Origin of the sequence: Gilliamella sp. M0320 (assembly GCF_016101635.1) — a bacterium.
Classification (GTDB): Bacteria; Pseudomonadota; Gammaproteobacteria; order Enterobacterales; family Orbaceae; genus Gilliamella; species Gilliamella apis.
Window position 1 is genome coordinate 18,719 of sequence record NZ_JACFQD010000008.1, and the last position, 19,319, is coordinate 38,037.

Here is a 19,319-nt window from a genome sequence, read left to right on the forward strand (position 1 = left end):
CGTTACTTGGACAATTTTTGGCAGATATGGTAAATTCCGAATCTGTTTTGTACTTTTAAGACTCTCGAAATATGGCTTACACATTAACCTATAGTGATCTCCCCGAAAATATACAATATTGGCAAGGTTTACCTTTATCTTTAAATGGTTGTGAGGTCGTTCCATTAGATTACAATGCCGGAAAAACCGGTTGGATTATTTATGGTAAAAAGTTAAATAAAACCTTGCTGTCAAAATTTCAAAGACAGCTAGCAATGCCGATGGTTGTGGTTTCTTCATGGAAAATTAAAACCTATCAAATTGTGCGTATTGCAGGGGTAATGCCGAAAAAAGCCAAATCGATTTCGTTAAGCTTAGGGATTGATGTTGCACCAATCGATAATTTACCAACCTTACATTCTCCTGGCTTATTGGTTATGGATATGGATTCAACCGCAATTGGTATTGAATGTATCGATGAATTGGCAAAGCTACAAGGTGTTGGTGAACAAGTTGCTACAGTTACTGAACTTGCTATGCGAGGTGAACTTGATTTTGCCACCAGTTTACGCAAACGCGTAGCAACGTTAACTGGTGCACCACAAGATATTTTAGAGCAAGTAAAAAAAGCACTACCGCTAACGCCGGGATTAACTTATTTAGTTAAAGAGCTACATAAAAAAAATTGGCACGTTGCTATTGTTTCTGGAGGATTTACCTATTTTGCTGACCATTTAAAACAGAAGTTGAAACTGGTTGCTGCTCATGCTAATGAGTTAGAAATTAAAAATGGTAAGCTAACTGGTAAAGTGATCGGCCAAATTGTTGATGCTAAATATAAAGCTCGAACCTTGCAACAATTAGCTACCTCTTTAGATATTCCTATTGAGCAGACTGTTGCGATAGGTGATGGCGCCAATGATTTAATGATGATTAGAATTGCTGGACTTGGTGTTGCTTATCACGGTAAACCTAAAGTCGTTGAAAAAGCTAGAATTAGTATCAATTATGCCGATTTAACTGGTTTATGGTGCATCTTATCAACCAGTTTACTAAGTGAAGGTTAGGAGAAAAATTTGGCCAAAACCGTAAAGCGCGCTTATGTATGTAATGATTGTGGCGCCGACTATCCTCGTTGGCAAGGTCAATGTAGTGCTTGTCATGCTTGGAATACGATTACTGAAGTAAGGTTAGCGAGTACTTCGTCACGTAATGATCGATTAACCGGTTATGCAGGTGGCGCCGGGCAAACTAGAATCCAAAAATTATCTGAAATTAGTTTAGAGGCTTTACCTCGGTTTTCAACTGGATTTTCTGAATTTGACCGCGTACTTGGTGGTGGCGTGGTACCAGGTAGTGCAATCTTAATTGGTGGTAATCCTGGTGCCGGTAAAAGTACTTTGTTATTGCAAACCATGAGTAAATTGTCTGCACAAATGAATACACTCTATGTTACTGGTGAAGAGTCACTGCAACAAGTGGCGATGCGTGCCCATCGTTTAGGTTTACCTACTGATAATATTAATATGTTGTCTGAAACCAGTATCGAGCAGATCTGTTTATTGGCCGAACAATCTCAACCAAAATTAATGGTTATCGATTCAATTCAAGTGATGCATCTTGCTGATATTCAATCTTCACCGGGTAGTGTGGCACAAGTTCGTGAAACAGCAGCTTATTTAACCCGGTTTGCCAAAACCAAAGGAATTGCCATTATCATGGTTGGCCATGTGACTAAAGATGGATCACTGGCTGGGCCTAAAGTCCTTGAACACTGTATTGACTGCTCGATTTTACTCGATGGCGATGCTGATTCTCGATTTCGTACTTTGCGTAGCCATAAAAATCGTTTTGGTGCCGTAAATGAACTTGGTGTGTTTGCCATGACCGAACAAGGCTTGAAAGAGGTTAGTAATCCGTCAGCAATCTTTTTAAGTCGTGGTGAAGAGATGTTATCTGGTAGTTCAGTAATGGTGCTGTGGGAAGGCACTCGGCCATTATTAGTTGAGATCCAAGCGTTAGTTGATCACTCTGTTTATGGCAATCCAAGACGAGTAACTGTCGGGCTTGATCAGAACCGATTGGCACTGTTATTGGCTGTTTTACATCGTCATGGTGGTTTACAAATGGCCGATCAGGATATTTTTGTTAATGTTGTCGGTGGGGTAAAAGTGACTGAAACGAGCGCTGATCTAGCATTAATTGCCGCATTGGTATCGAGTTTTCGTAATCGTCCTTTACCACAAGATGTGGTAATTTTTGGTGAAATAGGATTAGGTGGTGAAATCAGACCGGTACCAAGTGGCCAAGAGCGTATTTCAGAAGCGGCTAAACATGGCTTTAAAAAAGCGATAGTACCTATTGCCAATATGCCGAAAAAGAAACCAGAAAATATGCAGATCTTTGCGGTTAAGAAAGTATCTGAAGCACTAGATATTTTAAGTGATTTGTAGGGTTTTTCTTGTTGAAAATATTCCGCCGATTTAATTTTGCAATTTAGTCTTAGAATTTAACTATCGGCGGAAAAGAAGTTATTTAATTTTAGCGTTAATAACAAATTTCATAACAAGGTTGGTAAGCACTACCTCCAGGTAGCTTCATACGGTCTTGTTTAACATAGCTAAGCAGTAAATTATCTAATTGTTTCATAATCTCTGGATCACCTTGTAACTTATAGCGTCCATGTTCGGCAATTTGCTTCATACCGAATTCTTTTACATTACCGGCTACGATACCTGAGAAAGCTCGACGTAAGTCAGCTGCTAACATTTCAACAGGTTGATTTTTATGTAGGTTAAGTGATGCCATATTTTCATGGGTTGGTTCAAATGGATGCTGTAATGATTCATCGATTTTAAGTAACCAGTTAAATCCGTAAGCATCTCCAGTTGCTAAACGTGATGATTTAACCTGTTTGACGCCATGTTTCATGATGCGAGCGACTTGTTCTGGCGAATCAATGATAATTTCATACAGTTTAGTTGCTTCTTCTCCTAAGGTATTGCGGATAAATTGGTCAATTGCAGCAAAATAATCTTCACACTCTTTGGGACCAGTTAAAATAATTGGTAAAGTTTGATTTTTATTGGCAGGATTGAGCATAATCCCCAAAATATAAAGCAATTCTTCCGCGGTACCTGGGCCTCCAGGAAAAATAACAATACCATGCGCCATACGCACAAAGGCTTCAAGTCTTTTTTCAATATCCGGCATTATAATAAGTTCATTAACCAGTGCATTTGGTGGCTCTGCGGCAATAATGGATGGCTCGGTCATACCAATAAAGCGACTATCTTTGATCCGTTGTTGAGCGTGCCCAACCGCAGCCCCTTTCATAGGTGCTTCCATAATACCCGGTCCACAGCCTGTGCAGATATTGAGTTCGCGCAGTCCTAGTTGCATACCAACTTGACGAGCATAATAATATTCACTTTCGTTAATGGAATGCCCACCCCAACAGACAATTAAATTAGGTTCTTCACCCACATGTAAGGCATTGGCATTACGTAAAATTGAGAAAACAAGATTGGTGATGTAATAGGAGTGTTCTTTTTCCAGTTTATCATTAGGCACCAAATGTCTAATTGCACTAATTTGGCTATTTAAAAACAGGATATCACGCAATACCGCAAATAGATTGGCTTGAATGGAGCGAATAATTTTTTTGTCGACAAATGCGGTTTCAGGAGCATCAATAAGCTCTAATTTGACCCCTCGTTCTTTGCTGATAACGTTAATTTCGAAAGATTTAAATCTATCCAATAATTCTTGAGTATTATCCGTTTTGCTACCTGCATTGAGTGTGGCTAGTGAACAATTTCTAAATAATTGGTATAGTTCACTATTTGCTGATTTTTTCAGAATATCGACTTCTGCTTGAGCAAGTAGATCCATTGATCCTAATGGACTAATATGGGTAATCATCACAACCTCCATTTGACGGTTTTATCGACAAAAAATCATTATATATTCAAACAGAATAAAAAATAAGTAAAGCTGATAATAACCTAATTTATCAATTAAATTAATTTAACATGAAAATATGTAACTATTTTTTCAAATTGAATTTTTCAATATTACATTAACCAATGATTTAAATATCATTGTAGTAAAAAATTATCGCAATTTTAATTATTAAATAAGTGTGTCATCAATGAAAACAGATTTTTGTTTACTTAAAGGTAGAGTCAGTCAGCTAAACAAGGACATTACCTGATTAGCTTAGCGTTATCGATACTGAGTATAGTAATAACCATATTGGATGTTAGTTAAAAATAAATTGTTTTTTATTAGATTGATATTAAATAATTGTCCATAGTCAAAAAATAAACGCTATGCTAGACTAAACCAAACTCTGAAGCTACTTTGCCTAAGTGATAATATTATTCATATGGTAATTTAGCCGCGGTATAGCTCAGAAATGGCTATGCTTCCCGATTTGGATAAGGTGTTTATTATATATATGCAATTAGTGGATAATTATCAGCGTCGCTTTCAATATTTGCGTTTATCAATTACTGAACTATGTAACTTTCAATGTCAGTATTGTTTACCTAATGGATATCGACCTAATAAAGATCATAAATTTTTATCGTTAAATGAAATTGATAATGTCATATCAACATTTACCGAACTCGGTGTGCATAAAATTCGCTTAACTGGTGGCGAACCGACTTTGCGTCGAGATTTTATGGATATTTTGTCAATTATTTCGGCTTATCCAAGTATTAAACAATTGGCAATTACCACCAATGGCTCACGATTATTAAAAAATGTCCATTATTGGCAACAAGCTGGGCTTAATGCTATTAATATTAGTATTGATAGTTTTTCTCCTTATATTTTTAAACGAATAACTGGCCAAGACAAACTGCAAGAGTTAATGCAAGGAGTTGAAAAATCATTAGATGTTGGTATTGAGAAAGTTAAAATTAATACTGTTCTAATGAAAAATATGAATGATCATCTGAGTGATTATTTAGCTTGGATTAAACACCGGCCAGTAGAATTACGTTTTATTGAACTGATGGAAACAACCGAAAGCCGTCAATTATTTAATCATTATCATTTAGCTGGTCAAGCGATGGAATCTCAACTTGTTGAACAAGGTTGGCAATTACAAGCAAAAGAGGCATTATCTGGCCCTGCTAAAGTTTATGCTCATAGTGATTATCAGGGGAAAATTGGTCTAATTATGCCGTATTCGCAGGATTTTTGTAAAAGTTGCAACCGGTTACGAGTTTCATCGCTTGGTAAACTTCATTATTGCCTGTTTGGTGATGCCGCAGTTGATTTACGAGATTTGCTAAGCAGTCCAAAACAGAAAGCACAACTTAAGGCACGAGTGTTAGCTTCGCTATTAATAAAACCGGAAAAACATTTATTACATGAACATAATCTAGGTATTACACCTAATTTATCTTATATCGGAGGTTAACACTCTGTTTTGTTTCGGTACTTGGTTAATTTTCCAGTGAGTGATTGCCCAATCTAATAACTGTGTTTGTGAGGCATCTTGCCAGCTTTCAGGTAATTGTTGACCTAAAAACTGTAATGCTTGTGCGGTTAATAAATTCGCTTTTTTACTATCAATCGGGCTAGCATGGTTCTGTTTTGACAGTTTATTACCATGACTATCTAAAGCCAATGGTAAATGGCAGTAATTGGGGATAGTAAAATTAAATAATCGATAAAGCGAAATTTGTTTAGCGGTCACCGGCAGTAGATCTGCACCGCGAACAATTTCAGTTATTCCTTGATAATTATCATCCAATACTACAACTAAATTATAAGCAAATAGACCATCTTTACGATGAATAATAAAATCCTCTAAAGCATTAGCGGAATCAATAGTTTGTTGACCACGAATTTTATCATCGAAAGAAAAAACTGGCTGACTTTGCTTTAATCGAATAGCACATTGCTGTTGGCTAGTGGATGCTAAATGTCGCTCACGACAAAAGCCATCATATATCCCATTGCTAAGATTATGGATCCTTTGTCTGGTACAATCACAATAATAAGCTTTTTGCTGAGTAATAAGTGATTGTAGTACGGCTCGATAACGCTCACTACAATTTGATTGATATAAAACTTGGTCATCCCAATACAGCTCGAAAGCCTCTAAGGTTTTTAATATTAACGATGCGGCGCCTTTGACTTGCCGTGGTGGGTCAATATCTTCAATGCGAACAAGCCACTTACCAAAATTGGCTTTGGCTTGTAAGTAACTACCGAGAGCCGTCACCAAAGAACCAAAATGTAATGGTCCAGATGGTGAGGGGGCAAAACGACCAATATATTGCATGGGCGTATTGAATAAAACAACGGTTTAAATGGAAATTATATACCCATTTGTTTTTCACGAAGTTCAGCTAATGTTTTACAATCGATACATAAATCAGCTGTCGGTCTTGCTTCTAAACGACGAATACCAATTTCAACACCACATGATTCACAAAAACCAAAATCATCGGTTTCAATCTTCTTTAATGTCTTTTCAATTTTTTTGATCAATTTGCGTTCTCTGTCACGCGCTCTTAATTCTAAGCTAAACTCTTCTTCTTGAGTAGCGCGGTCAGCCGGATCTGGGAAATTTGCAGCCTCATCTTGCATGTGAGAAACTGTTTTACCCATTTCACCTTGTAACTGTGACAGCCATGCTTCTAAGATAAGTTTGAAATGTTTTAATTGCTTAGGATTCATGTACTCCTCACCTTTTGCCTCTTTATAAGGCTCAAGCCCTGCAATAGCAAGTAGGCTAAGAGAAGATGTATTTACTTTTTGTTCCTTTTTCACAGCAATCCCCTTAAGTACAGATTATTTGCGAGCGGTAAACTATAGCAATAATTTAGGCTTTGGCAAATTTTTTTTATTATTTTTTGGCATTTAGACTATAAAAATTTACAACTATATGGTTATTAATAAGATTAATTATTCATGCCATTTTTTTAATCCATTCATGGGACATTTTGTTAATAAATTAAACAGCTTATCGTTATCAGGTAATATCAGATCAGGTGAAATATCAAATAAAGGATAAAGTACAAATTCTCTCTTTTTCATATGATAGTGTGGTATGGTAAGCCTTTCTGTATTTATAACTAAGTCATCATATAACAATATATCTAAATCTAATGTTCTTGCTCCCCAACGATTTTCTTTACGGACTCTACCTTGTGACTTCTCAATGGTTTGTAAATGATCTAATAGTGCTATTGGTGTCAGAGACGTGGTTAATTTTATGACTGCATTGAGATAATCATTTTGATCTTGTGGTCCCAATGGTTTGCTACGATAAAATGGTGAAATATCAGAAACAACTGTTTCAGGTAATTGTTTTAAGGCTGCAATAGCTTGATTAGTTTGTTCTAATGGATCGTTAAGATTACTGCCTAAGGCAATATAACAAATTGACATAATTAGATTCAATTGAGGTGATGTTAAAACATAGTGATATTTTAACATATAAACAAGTTAGTAACTAACAAAGGAAATAGAATAATGTTTCAATTAAATTTTTGAAAAAAATTGAGGAGCGGTTTTTTTGAGTTTTATAACTATCTATTTATTGTCATTTTTTTATGATATTTTTACTAAAAACTGGATGTGAATTTGGTTCAATTAAACCATAAACACATCCAATTATGAAGAATATACGTTATTTTAGTTTATACTATAAAACTTCGACAATTGATTCACAAAGTCTAGACATATTATCGATAGTCATTCCGGCGACATTGATTCGTCCTGAATTAACAATATAAATACCATAATCATTACGCAATTTAAGTACTTGTTCTTCAGTTAAACCACTAAATGAAAACATACCATTTTGTTTGGCAATAAAACTAAAATCTTGGTTGGCACCTTTATCTTGTAAAGTTTTCACAAATAGTTGGCGCATACGATGAATACGTTGACGCATGCCTGTTAATTCATCAATCCACTCTTCTTTTAATTCAGCATTGTTTAATATATAAGAGACAATCTGAGCACCATGGGCTGGAGGATTAGAGTAGTTGGCTCTGATAATGGTTTTGACTTGACTAAATGCCCGATCGGCAATTTCGCTATCCGCAGCAATTAAAGTGAATGCACCAACACGCTCATTATATAGACCGAAATTTTTTGAGTAAGAGCTAGCGATTAGTAGTTCAGGTTGATTATTCGCAAACAATCTAAGTCCATATACGTCTTCTTCTATACCTTGGCCAAACCCTTGATAAGCGAGGTCAAATAGTGGTAACCAACCATTTTTTAAGGCTAACTCTGAAATCGCTTGCCATTGTTCTGGAGTCGGATCGATACCAGTAGGGTTATGGCAGCAACCATGAAATAGCACGGCTTCGCCGGCGACAACTTGATTTAAATCACTCATTAAACTATCAAAATCTAGGCTTCGAGTTTGAGCATCATAATAACGGTATTCGCGAACTTCTAATCCCGCAGTTTGAAAAACGCTGCGATGATTAGGCCACGATGGATTGCTTATCCATACTCGTTTTATTTTCGTACGGCGAGATAAAAAATCTGCCATAATGCGTAATGCACCGGTTCCGCCAGGGGCTTGTGCAGTTCTCGCTCGTTGATTTTCACTACCGAATAATAAGATTTGAGTGGCAATATTAAATGAATTAACACCATCAATGGGTAAATAGCTTTTGGTGGTTTCATCATCTAGCAATAGATGCTCAGCTTTTTTTACACTTTCTAAAATAGGTGTTTTGGTGGTCTCATCTTTATAAACACCTACACTTAAATTAATTTTGTTAGTGCGTTCATCCTTGTTGTAGAGATCCGCTAAACCTAAAATAGGATCTGCCGGTGCTGCTAATAAATATTCAAACATAAGTTACCTATTTCTTTAAGTGACACTTATTGCATTATATACACATTGTTTGGCAAGTTACAATTTGTAAACCACAATGAGGTTGAGCCTCATTTTTACCACAGCTTAGTAATTATCGAAAGCTAATTATTATGTTATAACGATAAGTTTTTCAAGAAATGTTGCTAAATTAGATGATAATGTTGTCAATTGCCCAGTTATTAAATCTTCTTTAACCACTTCGCCTGTCAAATTATTTAATGCGACGATTTCAGTATCTTCATTGGTTGAGGCGATAAAAATGGTCGGCGTTCGCTTTAATTTTTTTTGTTGCGATAGGTGAGCAATTAAATTTTTTTCTAAATTTGAAAAGTCATCATCATTCCACGCTTGCAACAAAATTAAATTAACGTCAGCAAATTTTGCTGTCAGATTTGCAGCATATTGTGTGCCGTAAAATATATGTGCACTTGGGTGGATTCTGAAGTTAATAACTTGTTCTGCGATGGTTAAATCTCTTGGTGGATTAAGTAAAAAGGGTTGCCAATAAACGGCAAGATTTTCAGTTTTGATAATGCAAGGCGAGGGTAAACCGTGTAATTCTTCACTTTGTGGAGCTTTTTCAAATTGAGCGATCCAACGCTGGGTAAAATCAATCAATGCTATTTTTTCAGGCGCTTCCATAACTAAATATTATCTCATAGTTTATTTTATAATCGATAGTTGTTTAATATTATACGGATCAAATTGGCATATATACAATTGTTAAAGTTAAGTTTTTAAATTCATAAAATGCGTTATAAATCGATGTAAAAAATTTGCCGAATTTATCGACAATTAAATGATGAAAAATTAGTGATCAAAGCTTTTTTTTATTGTATTTTCAGTCTAATTTTAAGGTAGTACAAAACCAGCATTAAATTGTTTATAAAATAGTCAGTTTAATTTGCTTGCTATCCGTTGCTGAAACGTGAATAATAGACATGGATATTTTATCCATGTAATGCAGCAATGGCGTTAGACATTACAGTTTGTCAAAATAAAATAGCGTAAGTAGAATTATTATAATTAATTAATATGTTTATTTTAAACAATCATATAAAGATTTAGTGGTTTGTTAAATTGTAGAAAAATAGAATTTGCAAACTCATCATTGAAATAATATCAATAATTGTATATTTAGTGGTGTTCAAAAAGTGTATAGGTGTTTTGAATGTAATATTACCTCTAAAAAGTGTATTGATGTTGGATAAGTTATACTGATTTCACATAAAATAATAACAAAAATAACACAAATAAAATAATGAATACGGTATAAAAAATATTTAAGTAAGTACTATTGTTTATCATTGTTAAAAATAAGCGGTTATTGTTAATAATAAAATTCTACCTACAGTTAATTTAGATTAATGAAGAGTGTAGAATAATGAAAAGAATGCTAATCAACGCAACCCAGCAAGAAGAGCTGCGTGTTGCCCTTGTTGATGGCCAACGCTTGTATGATTTAGATATCGAAAGCCTTGGTCACGAACAAAAAAAAGCCAATATTTATAAAGGCAAAATCACTAAAATCAATCCCAGTTTAGAAGCTGCATTTGTCTCTTACGGTGGAGAACGAGATGGTTTTTTACCTCTAAAAGAGATTGCTGAAAGCTATTTCCCTTCCAATATCTCTGGTCGTCGTAGTATTAAACATTTACAAGAAGGCCAAGAAGTTCTTATTCAAATAGAAAAAGAAATTCGTGGTAAAAAAGGTGCCGCTTTAACGACTTATATTAGTTTAGCTGGTAGCTATTTAGTTTTAATGCCAAATGATCCTAGAGCCGGTGGTGTTTCTCGTCGAATTGAAGGTGAAGAGCGTGCTGATCTTAAGCGTATTATTGATGCGTTGGAAAAGCCAAAAGGTATGGGCGTTATTGCTAGAACCGCTGGTGTTGGTAAAAGCCAAGAAGAGTTGCAACAGGATTTGAATGCTTTGGTCAATTATTGGACTGCGATTCAAAATGAATCTAAAAATCATCCAGCGCCAAGTCTAATCCATAAAGAAAGCGATATTATTACTCGCGCATTCCGTGATTACCTCCGTGATGATGTTGGTGATATTCTCATTGATAATCCAAAAGTACTTGAAATTGCTAAAAAACGATTAGCTGATTTAGGCCGAGTTGAGTATGTTAGTCGCCTAAAACTTTATGAGGGTGATGTACCATTATTCAATCATTTCCAAATTGAAGGGCAGATTGAATCAGCATTCCAACGTGAAGTTCGATTACCATCTGGTGGCTCTATTGTTATTGATGCGACCGAAGCATTAACCGCTATTGATATCAACTCAGCGAAATCTATCCGTGGTAGCGATATTGAAGAGACTGCATTTAATACTAACCTTGAAGCAGCGGAAGAGATTGCTCGTCAATTACGCTTGCGTGATTTAGGTGGTTTAATTGTGATCGATTTTATCGATATGACGCCAATCCGTAATCAGCGTGAAGTCGAAAATCGTTTGAAAGAGGCGATGAAAACTGACCGAGCAAGAATTCAAACCACACGTATTTCTCGTTTTGGTCTACTTGAGATGTCTCGTCAACGTTTAAGCCCTTCGTTGCGTGAGGCCACTCACCATATTTGTCCTCGTTGTCAAGGGACAGGTACGGTTCGTGATAATAACTCATTATCACTGTCAATTCTTCGCTTAATTCAAGAAGAAGCGATGAAAGATAATACCGTGCAGATTGATGTGATTGTGCCAGTGCCAATTGCAAGTTATTTGCTTAATGAAAAACGTCGAGCCATTACCAATATCGAAAGAATGCATCCAGATGTTAAAATCGTTATTGCTGGTGATGAAGAGATGGAAACACCGCTTTATAAAGTCATCCGTAAACGTCGTGGTGAAGAGACCGATGTATTAAGCTATAATTTACCTAAATTGATTCGTGAGCTTGAAGAAGAGGAAGAAGATCAAGTTACTGAATTGGTGGTAGAAGAAGCAGTATTATCTGGCCCTAAAGTAGAAGCAAGCAAAGCGCCAAAAGCAAAAGCTGAGCCGAAGAAAGTTGAGAAATCAACAGGTTTATTTAGTGGATTGTTTAAAAAGATTCGCCAACTATTTGTGACTGAAAAAGAGGCTCCAAAACCTGAAGTTAAGCCTCAGCAAAATAGACGACGAGACAATCAACGTTCAAATAATCGACGTCAACGTAATAATCGTAACAATAATGCAGCAGCTGCAGCAAATAATACAACTACTGAAGAAGTTAAAGAGCCGACACGTAATAATCGTCGTAGCAAACAAAATAACAATGGCAACACCAATACAACGAATAATATCAAGGCAGATAAAGTAGTTAATGAGACTGCACAACCAAAACAAAAAGAAGCTAAGCCACGCAGACAACCACGAAACTTAACTAAGAGTGTTCGGGTCAAAAATAGTGATGCGCCAGTTCAGAACGAACAAGAGCGTATTGTGATTCCTTCTTTATTGTTACCAATTATTGTTCCAGAAACAGGTGAAAATAAAGCTGTTGGCGAATCACAACCAAAACGTCAACGACGCACATCTCGACATTTGCGTATGAATACACCGCGTACCAAACGTCGTGGTAAAAATACTGAACTAAAACAGTCGCCAGTGCCGTTGTCATTTGCTGCTGCGTCTTTAGAGCTAGCATTAGGTCGGGTAGCGGTTGATTATAGTCAAGTGAATAGTGAACAACCAAATAACGCTGTACCAGTCATTCCTTCACTTTTATTACCAATCGTAATTAAAGATGAGGTGAATACTAATAGTGCTGAAAAAGCGGTTGTTAGTGACCGAAAATCACAACAACCAAAAGTAGCAGCAACAAGCTCTCAAGCTGATATTGATGTTCAAGAAAATAAACCGCAGACAGATGAAGTCGTCACTATGCCTGCAACAGAAACGACTGCTGGTTATTCTTCATCAGTGATGACAAAGGCTCCTGCTCCAGATTATGTAGAATCTAATAGTGGGATAAAAACTCGCGAAGAGTTAGATTATCATTATGAAGGTAAAGGTAACGCGGGTGGCTTAAGTGCACAAGATCACGCTTATGCAGCTGCAAGTAAACCGGTTATACCTGAGTAGTGTATAGATAAATAACGGTGACAAATGTCACCGTTATTCTTAACTCATAAAAGCGATAAAGATAAACAATGATTATCTATATTTTAAAAAAAATAGTGACGTTTTTATTTATTATCTGCGTACTTGCCCAGATCAGCTTTTGTCTGGTTTATTTTGTTCCTCAATCTATTTTTAGTGATTTAACTTTTATTGATGCATATAGCGCTTTTTTTAAGCAACTATTGCAAGGTCAATTTAAGTTAATATCTGGTGAAACCGTTCCTTTTTTCGATACGTTATTAACGACATTTGAGCTTTGTATTTTAGCGTTACTTGTTGCGTTATTTATTGGTATTCCGTTAGGAATTTTTCTTGGTTTAAGTAATATAAATTGGCTAAATACCACAATTCGATTAGGTTGTTTAATCTTTTATTCCTGTCCGATTGTTATGTTAGCAGCATTAGTGATGTTTTATCTTTCATCAACATTGCCAATATCAATGAACTTCGATATATCAATATCAGTAACGGGAAGTTCTTTATTAGATATTATTCTTTCATCGCGAACAGACAAATTACCGGCAATTTTGGATCAACTACATTATTTACTTTTGCCAACAATCATTTTAGCGATTCAGCCAAGTATTGTGACTATTCAATTAGTCAGTGAAAATGTTAAAAATACCTCAAGGCAAAATTATATTAAAATGGCAATTATTCGCGAGCGCTCACCGTTTAAAATTTTACGTCGACATTTATTACCAAATTCAATTCCGGCGACAATCCCACAGTTGACATATAATACAACCACTCTATTATTTTCAACGATGGTGATTGAAATCTTGTTTAACCGTGTTGGTCTTGGTCAATGGGTTATGTTGGCTTATCGTAATCATAATTATTTTATTATTTCGATAGCAATCCTTGCTTGTGGAACAGTAATTAGCTTATTAACTTTATTAGGTGAGATAACGGCTATTGCTATTTATCCATTACGTCATAAGGAACATTATGTCTAGGATAATTCAGTTAGGTAAGCGAATAAATTCGTGCTTTCATCGACTTCATAGCAATTTATATCTGATTGTCAGCTTTTATGGGATTTTAGCAATTGCTTTTATTGCATTATCGACTAAATGGTTTTTTCATGCTCATTTAAATCCAGTATATGTCGCTTCTTTGCCTCCCGCTTGGTGGCCGACTGGTGATATCAATCATATATTAGGAACAACGGCTCAGGGACAAGATATTTTCGATTTTTTATTGATCGGCTATCGGTCAACTATTTCAATGACATTAAAAGCGGTTTTTTATGTCATTATCATTGGTGGTGTGATTAATTATTTGATGTTTTTTGTTTCATTTATTCGACCGTTTATCTTATTTATCTTTAGATTCTTTATGGTTGTGCCACCATTATTGGGTGTGATTGTAATTAGTTTGCTATTAGAAGATGATATTACCAATATCTTAGTGATTATTGGTTTATCTTATGCACCAAGATTTATTTATAATATCCATCAACGTGTTATTAAAGAATGGAATAAAACTTACATCACAGCTTATCGACTTGATGGTTTATCTTCATTTTCTATTTTAAATCATTATATTGTACCTAATATCCTACCGGTTTATTTGACTGAGATAGTGTCTTTATTTGGTTCGGTTATTTTAGCTATCACAACCATTACGTTTTTAGGCTTTGCGAATGATTTTTCTCGACCTGATTTAGGCATGATGATGTTTAAGATGAAAGATATAATGGATGTTAATTTATTGGCCTTTTTAGCTCCAGGAATCGCCGTCTCTGTTACAATTATTTTGGTTTATTTATTCAATTTTGGGTTATATGGTCAGCGAGTAGGGCATTAATCATGGCACTATTAGACATTCGTAACTTAACTATAGAGTTTATTACTCCTGATGGCCTGTTACGGGCGATTGATCGCGTCAATTTAAAACTATCAGAAGGTGAAATTCGAGGTCTAGTTGGTGAATCAGGTTCAGGTAAAAGTTTAATTGCTAAAGCGATACTTGGTGTCACTAATCATAATTGGAAGATTTCTGCTGATCGCTTCTATTTTAATGATGTTGATTTATTGAAGTTGACACCGAAACAACGACGAAAAGTGATTAGTGATAATATATCCATGGTATTCCAAGAGCCACAATCTTGTTTAGATCCGTCTATGAAAATTGGCCAACAGTTAATTGAGGCTATTCCGCGAAGAACATTTAAAGGACATTGGTGGCAACGACTATTTTGGCGTAAGCATCGCGCGATTGAGTTACTACATCGTGTTGGGATTAAAGATCATAAAGAAATACTTAAATCATACCCATTTGAATTAACGGAAGGCGAATGTCAAAAAGTGATGATCGCTATAGCATTAGCTAATCAACCTAAATTACTTATTGCCGATGAACCAACCAATGCCATGGAAGCGACAACCGAAGCGCAAATATTTCGTTTGCTTGCGAGTATGAATCAAAATATGGGGACAACTATTTTATTGATTAGCCATGATTTGCAAATGGTTACTCGCTGGACTGATCGTATCAATGTCCTATATTGCGGACAAACTGTTGAGGTTGCTGATAGTGAAGATTTGATTAAATCACCTTATCACCCTTATACTCAGGCATTGATTTATGCTATTCCTGATTTTGGTAAAGCGATGCCTCATAAAAGCCCTTTAAATACCTTACCTGGCGTTATTCCATCATTGGAACATTTACCCATTGGTTGTCGATTAGGACCTCGTTGTCCTTATGCCCAGAAAAAATGCATACAGGCACCAGAACTTATCCCAATCAAAGATCATTCGGTAGCCTGTCATTTTCCATTAAATACTGATGAGTAATTTGAGATATAGGAATAGTTAATGAACCCAATATTAAAAGTCCGTAATTTATCAAAGCGATTTAAAATTCCTAAAGGACTCTTTGGTCATTTACAAATTGATGCCGTTAAACCCTTGTCGTTTTCGCTAAACGAAGGGAAAACGCTAGCCATTATTGGACAAAATGGTTCCGGAAAATCGACATTAGCTAAAATGCTGGTTGGTATGATTAAACCAGATAGTGGCGATATTTGGATTGATGGTAACAAAGTAGAATATGGCGATTTTGGCCATCGTTCTCAACTGATTCGAATGATATTCCAACATGTTGAAAGTTCATTTGATCCACGGCTTCGTATTGGCCAATTGCTTGAAATTCCACTTAAACGCAATGCCAATTATAGCAGTCATGAACGGGAAAAATTAATCAATGATGTTTTAAAACAAGTTGGTTTATTACCGGAACATGCCTCTTATTATCCGTCAGTGATGGCAGCAGGGCAAAAACAACGAGTCGCTTTAGCTAGAGCACTAATTTTAAAGCCTAAAGTGATAATTCTTGATGAAGCTTTAGCTGCATTAGATATTTCAATGCGTTCACAAATTGTTAATTTAATGTTGTCATTACAAGAAGAGCAACAGATATCTTATGTTTATGTCACACAAGATATCGGTATGATGAAACATATTAGTGACCAAATTATCGTTATGCATAATGGTGAAGTGGTTGAATATGGTAATACTGCCGAAGTTTTAGCTTCGCCACTAAGTGATATTACTCAAAAACTTATCAATAGTTATTTTGGTGAAGCATTAACAGCCGATACTTGGCGGACAGATACTCGAGCTTTTTAGTTTTATTTTGCAGCAGAATAAACCAAATAACTTAGTTATTATTCTGATTTTGTTTAAAATATTCTATTTATTTCCCAATAAATACTCGACAAATTTTTTAAAACGCTCTATATTTAGCTATATAGATTTCTAGACGTCCGTTTTTCAATGTTATAGAAGATAATTTATTATTGTTAGGAGCTTTTGTTATGCCTATATGTATTCCTGATTCATTACCGGCAGTTGATGTTCTTCGTAATGAAAATGTATTTGTAATGACTTCAACGCGTGCTAATACTCAAGAAATTCGCCCACTTAAGCTTCTTTTCTTAAATTTGATGCCGAAAAAAATAGAGACTGAAAATCAATTTTTGCGGTTACTTTCTAACTCATCTTTACAGGTGAATATTCAGTTATTAAGAATAGATCAACGTGAATCCAAAAATACGCCAATAGAACATTTGAATAGCTTTTATTGTGATTTTGATGATATTCGTGAACAGAATTTTGATGGACTTATTATTACTGGAGCGCCATTAGGTAAAGTCGCTTTTTCAGATGTTGTGTATTGGCCTAAGTTAGCTGAAATTATTACTTGGGCGAAAGATCATGTAACCTCAACCATGTTTGTTTGTTGGGGAGTGCAAGCGGCATTAAATGTTTTATATGATTTACCTAAATTCACTCGTTCACAAAAGTTATCCGGTGTTTATCAACACCAAATCTTGCAACCAAATGCTATTTTAACCCGAGGCTTTGATGATACGTTTTTAGCTCCACACTCTCGTAATGCTGATTTTCCAATTGATAAAATTAAAAACTATACCGATTTAAATATTTTGGCTGAATCAGATATAACTGGCCCATACTTAATGGCAACCGCTGATAAACGAATGGCGTTTGTTACTGGGCATCCAGAATATGATTCATTTACTTTAGCCAATGAATATTATCGTGACTTAAAAGCGGGTATAAACCCTGAAATCCCTTATAATTATTTCCCAGAAAATAATCCTAATTTAACTCCGAAAGCAACATGGCGAAGTCATGCTTATTTACTATTTAGTAATTGGCTCAACTATTACGTTTATCAATTAACGCCATTTGATTTAACTACTCGTAATTTGACGATTGATGATTAAAAATTATATATATCAGTTATTTTACGTTGTAATATAAATAATTAATCTAAATTTGACCATTTTCTTGGTCAAATTTAGTAATGACTAGATTTTATGGGAAAACTATTTTATTCCTTTTCGGCTACTATTAAGAACATTGGAGTTGAATGGTAATTAATTTGTTCAATTTCATCCCAAACAACTTTTGATATATCGTTTTCAATACGAATATTTTTATAACCAATTGATTGTAAAATCTTCTTATCCCATTCAGGTCTAATTTCCTTACTTAATGGTAGTAATTTCGCTATTCGTTCCATCTCTAGTGTATCGGTTTGTCGATAATGATCCTCAATGCCATATTCCATGGTATTTTGTCTATCTTGCATATATTGTGAATAAAGATTTTTATTAAAAAGAAATAGATACCAATTGGCATCAAAATTAAGTAATTTACCTTTAGTATTTAATACTCTAAACCATTCTTGATATGCTAAAGTTGGATTACTCAAATTCCACGTTACATTACGCAATATAATTAAATCAAAACTATTGTCTTGGAATGGTAAGCAATGAACATCTGATAAAACAAAATTAACCTTTACTTGGTATTGTATTGCATTGTTTTTTGCTTGATTTATCATTTCTTCAGTAGCATCTACAGCAGTTACCTCATGTCCGGCTAACGCTAACGTGATAGCTAAAAAACCGGGACCAGTACCTATATCCAATACGCGTAATTTCTCTTTTTGTGGAGCATGATGCAGAATTAACTTTTGCCAGATAATTCTTTTTTCAGTTGCTAGTTCATCTTGATTGGTTTGGCTGTACTCTTTTGCTCGGTTTGCCCAATAAATGATAAGATCCCTTAAAATATTATCATCAATATTATTCGCTAATATCACTTAATCTTCTCGCTTTTTATTTTGAATTTTTAATTATTTTTTTATAAATTTTTATTGCAGCACAGGCAGCCCCATAACCATTATCAATATTCATTGTCATGATTCCTCCTGTGCAACTTGATAAGCAGGCATTGAGAGCAACATGACCTCCAGTAGCTACGCCATAGCCAACGGATGTAGGTACAGCAATAATAGGAGTATCAATAAGGCCAGCTAAAACAGTAGGTAATGCCGCTTCCATACCTGCAATAGCAATAATAATGCTGTATTTTTGTAAGTTAGGAAGTTGTTGTTGTAGACGCCATAATCCTGCAACACCTATATCCTGATATAAATCTGCTTTTATGCCATGGTAATTTAAGGTAATTAGTGTTTCTTCACACACTGAAGCATCAGACGAGCCAGCAGAGACAATAGCTATATGAGTTTGTTCTTTTTCATTGACCGATTCTCGTTTAGCAAATATAGCGCATTGACTAATTTCATGATACTTGATTTGTTTTTGCCAATAGTTATTTAAATTATTATATTTTTCATAAGATAAATGAGTGAATAGTAGTGATGTTTGGTTTTGTTCAGCAATAGATAAGATCTTTTCAAGTTGTGTAACTGTTTTATATTGGCTAAACACGGCTTCTGAAATACCACATCTTTGGCTCCGTTCAAAATCCATAATAATATCAGAGGATTTCATTTTTATTGCTCCTTTGAAATATA

Annotated in this window: 17 protein-coding genes and 1 riboswitch; of the genes, 9 read left to right on the top strand and 8 right to left on the bottom strand. The window is 35.1% G+C overall.

Annotation, left to right across the window (positions count from 1 at the left end):
* Positions 1 to 71 precede the first annotated feature (71 nt).
* Both serB and radA read left to right on the top strand, forming a co-directional pair.
* A complete protein-coding gene (gene serB, locus H3T83_RS09935; protein ID WP_198215672.1) occupies positions 72 to 1,046 on the top strand; it encodes a phosphoserine phosphatase in 975 nt (324 codons plus the stop codon).
* A 9-nt stretch (positions 1,047 to 1,055) separates the two neighbouring features.
* Positions 1,056 to 2,432, top strand: a complete 1,377-nt coding sequence (radA, locus tag H3T83_RS09940) for a DNA repair protein RadA (protein ID WP_198215673.1) — start codon at positions 1,056 to 1,058, stop codon at positions 2,430 to 2,432.
* Between the two features lie 94 nt (positions 2,433 to 2,526).
* Here the strand turns inward: radA and ppnN are convergent, their stop codons facing one another.
* Positions 2,527 to 3,903, bottom strand: a complete 1,377-nt coding sequence (gene ppnN, locus H3T83_RS09945; protein WP_198215674.1) for a nucleotide 5'-monophosphate nucleosidase PpnN — start codon at positions 3,901 to 3,903, stop codon at positions 2,527 to 2,529.
* A 417-nt stretch (positions 3,904 to 4,320) separates the two neighbouring features.
* Positions 4,321 to 4,444: riboswitch (molybdenum cofactor riboswitch) on the top strand.
* Here ppnN and moaA point away from each other — a divergent pair.
* Positions 4,442 to 5,416 (top strand): GTP 3',8-cyclase MoaA, encoded by a 975-nt coding sequence (gene moaA / locus H3T83_RS09950; RefSeq protein ID WP_370528038.1) that lies wholly within the window; start codon positions 4,442 to 4,444, stop codon positions 5,414 to 5,416. Its footprint overlaps the riboswitch before it by 3 nt.
* Here the strand turns inward: moaA and gluQRS are convergent.
* From gluQRS to syd, 5 genes are all read right to left on the bottom strand, one after another.
* Positions 5,396 to 6,286 carry a tRNA glutamyl-Q(34) synthetase GluQRS gene (gene gluQRS / locus H3T83_RS09955; RefSeq protein WP_198215675.1) on the bottom strand — a complete coding sequence of 297 codons (891 nt, stop codon included), beginning with the start codon at positions 6,284 to 6,286 and terminating at the stop codon, positions 5,396 to 5,398. The two genes, moaA and gluQRS, sit on opposite strands and share 21 nt — an antisense overlap.
* Positions 6,287 to 6,321: 35 nt before the next feature.
* Positions 6,322 to 6,777, bottom strand: a complete 456-nt coding sequence (dksA, locus tag H3T83_RS09960; protein ID WP_065578398.1) for an RNA polymerase-binding protein DksA — start codon at positions 6,775 to 6,777, stop codon at positions 6,322 to 6,324.
* Between the two features lie 135 nt (positions 6,778 to 6,912).
* Positions 6,913 to 7,398: a 2-amino-4-hydroxy-6-hydroxymethyldihydropteridine diphosphokinase gene (gene folK, locus H3T83_RS09965; RefSeq protein WP_065578397.1), complete on the bottom strand. Its 486-nt coding sequence runs from the start codon at positions 7,396 to 7,398 to the stop codon at positions 6,913 to 6,915.
* A 256-nt stretch (positions 7,399 to 7,654) separates the two neighbouring features.
* Positions 7,655 to 8,830: an amino acid aminotransferase gene (locus H3T83_RS09970; RefSeq protein ID WP_198215676.1), complete on the bottom strand. Its 1,176-nt coding sequence runs from the start codon at positions 8,828 to 8,830 to the stop codon at positions 7,655 to 7,657.
* Positions 8,831 to 8,959: 129 nt separating this feature from the next.
* Positions 8,960 to 9,493 (bottom strand): SecY-interacting protein, encoded by a 534-nt coding sequence (gene syd, locus H3T83_RS09975; RefSeq protein WP_198215677.1) that lies wholly within the window; start codon positions 9,491 to 9,493, stop codon positions 8,960 to 8,962.
* A gap of 742 nt (positions 9,494 to 10,235) precedes the next feature.
* Between syd and rne the strand changes: the two genes are divergently transcribed.
* The 6 genes from rne to metA all read left to right on the top strand — a co-directional run bounded on the left by rne (position 10,236) and on the right by metA (position 17,718).
* Positions 10,236 to 12,920, top strand: a complete 2,685-nt coding sequence (gene rne, locus H3T83_RS09980) for a ribonuclease E (RefSeq protein ID WP_198215678.1) — start codon at positions 10,236 to 10,238, stop codon at positions 12,918 to 12,920.
* A gap of 68 nt (positions 12,921 to 12,988) precedes the next feature.
* Entirely contained in the window at positions 12,989 to 13,918 is a 930-nt protein-coding gene (locus H3T83_RS09985) for an ABC transporter permease subunit (RefSeq protein ID WP_198215679.1), read from the top strand.
* Complete coding sequence (locus H3T83_RS09990; protein WP_065578392.1) at positions 13,911 to 14,771, top strand: ABC transporter permease subunit; 861 nt, start codon at positions 13,911 to 13,913, stop codon at positions 14,769 to 14,771. The genes H3T83_RS09985 and H3T83_RS09990 overlap by 8 nt, the downstream gene beginning before the upstream one ends.
* 2 nt (positions 14,772 to 14,773) lie before the next feature.
* A complete protein-coding gene (sapD, locus tag H3T83_RS09995; protein ID WP_065578391.1) occupies positions 14,774 to 15,763 on the top strand; it encodes a putrescine export ABC transporter ATP-binding protein SapD in 990 nt (329 codons plus the stop codon).
* Between the two features lie 21 nt (positions 15,764 to 15,784).
* Positions 15,785 to 16,597: an ATP-binding cassette domain-containing protein gene (locus H3T83_RS10000; protein WP_086365112.1), complete on the top strand. Its 813-nt coding sequence runs from the start codon at positions 15,785 to 15,787 to the stop codon at positions 16,595 to 16,597.
* 188 nt (positions 16,598 to 16,785) lie between these two features.
* Entirely contained in the window at positions 16,786 to 17,718 is a 933-nt protein-coding gene (gene metA, locus H3T83_RS10005; RefSeq protein ID WP_065614631.1) for a homoserine O-succinyltransferase, read from the top strand.
* A 107-nt stretch (positions 17,719 to 17,825) separates the two neighbouring features.
* Here the strand turns inward: metA and H3T83_RS10010 are convergent, their stop codons facing one another.
* A complete protein-coding gene (locus tag H3T83_RS10010; protein WP_198215680.1) occupies positions 17,826 to 18,602 on the bottom strand; it encodes a class I SAM-dependent methyltransferase in 777 nt (258 codons plus the stop codon).
* 16 nt (positions 18,603 to 18,618) lie between these two features.
* Positions 18,619 to 19,296, bottom strand: a complete 678-nt coding sequence (larB, locus tag H3T83_RS10015; RefSeq protein WP_198215681.1) for a nickel pincer cofactor biosynthesis protein LarB — start codon at positions 19,294 to 19,296, stop codon at positions 18,619 to 18,621.
* Positions 19,297 to 19,319 lie beyond the last annotated feature (23 nt).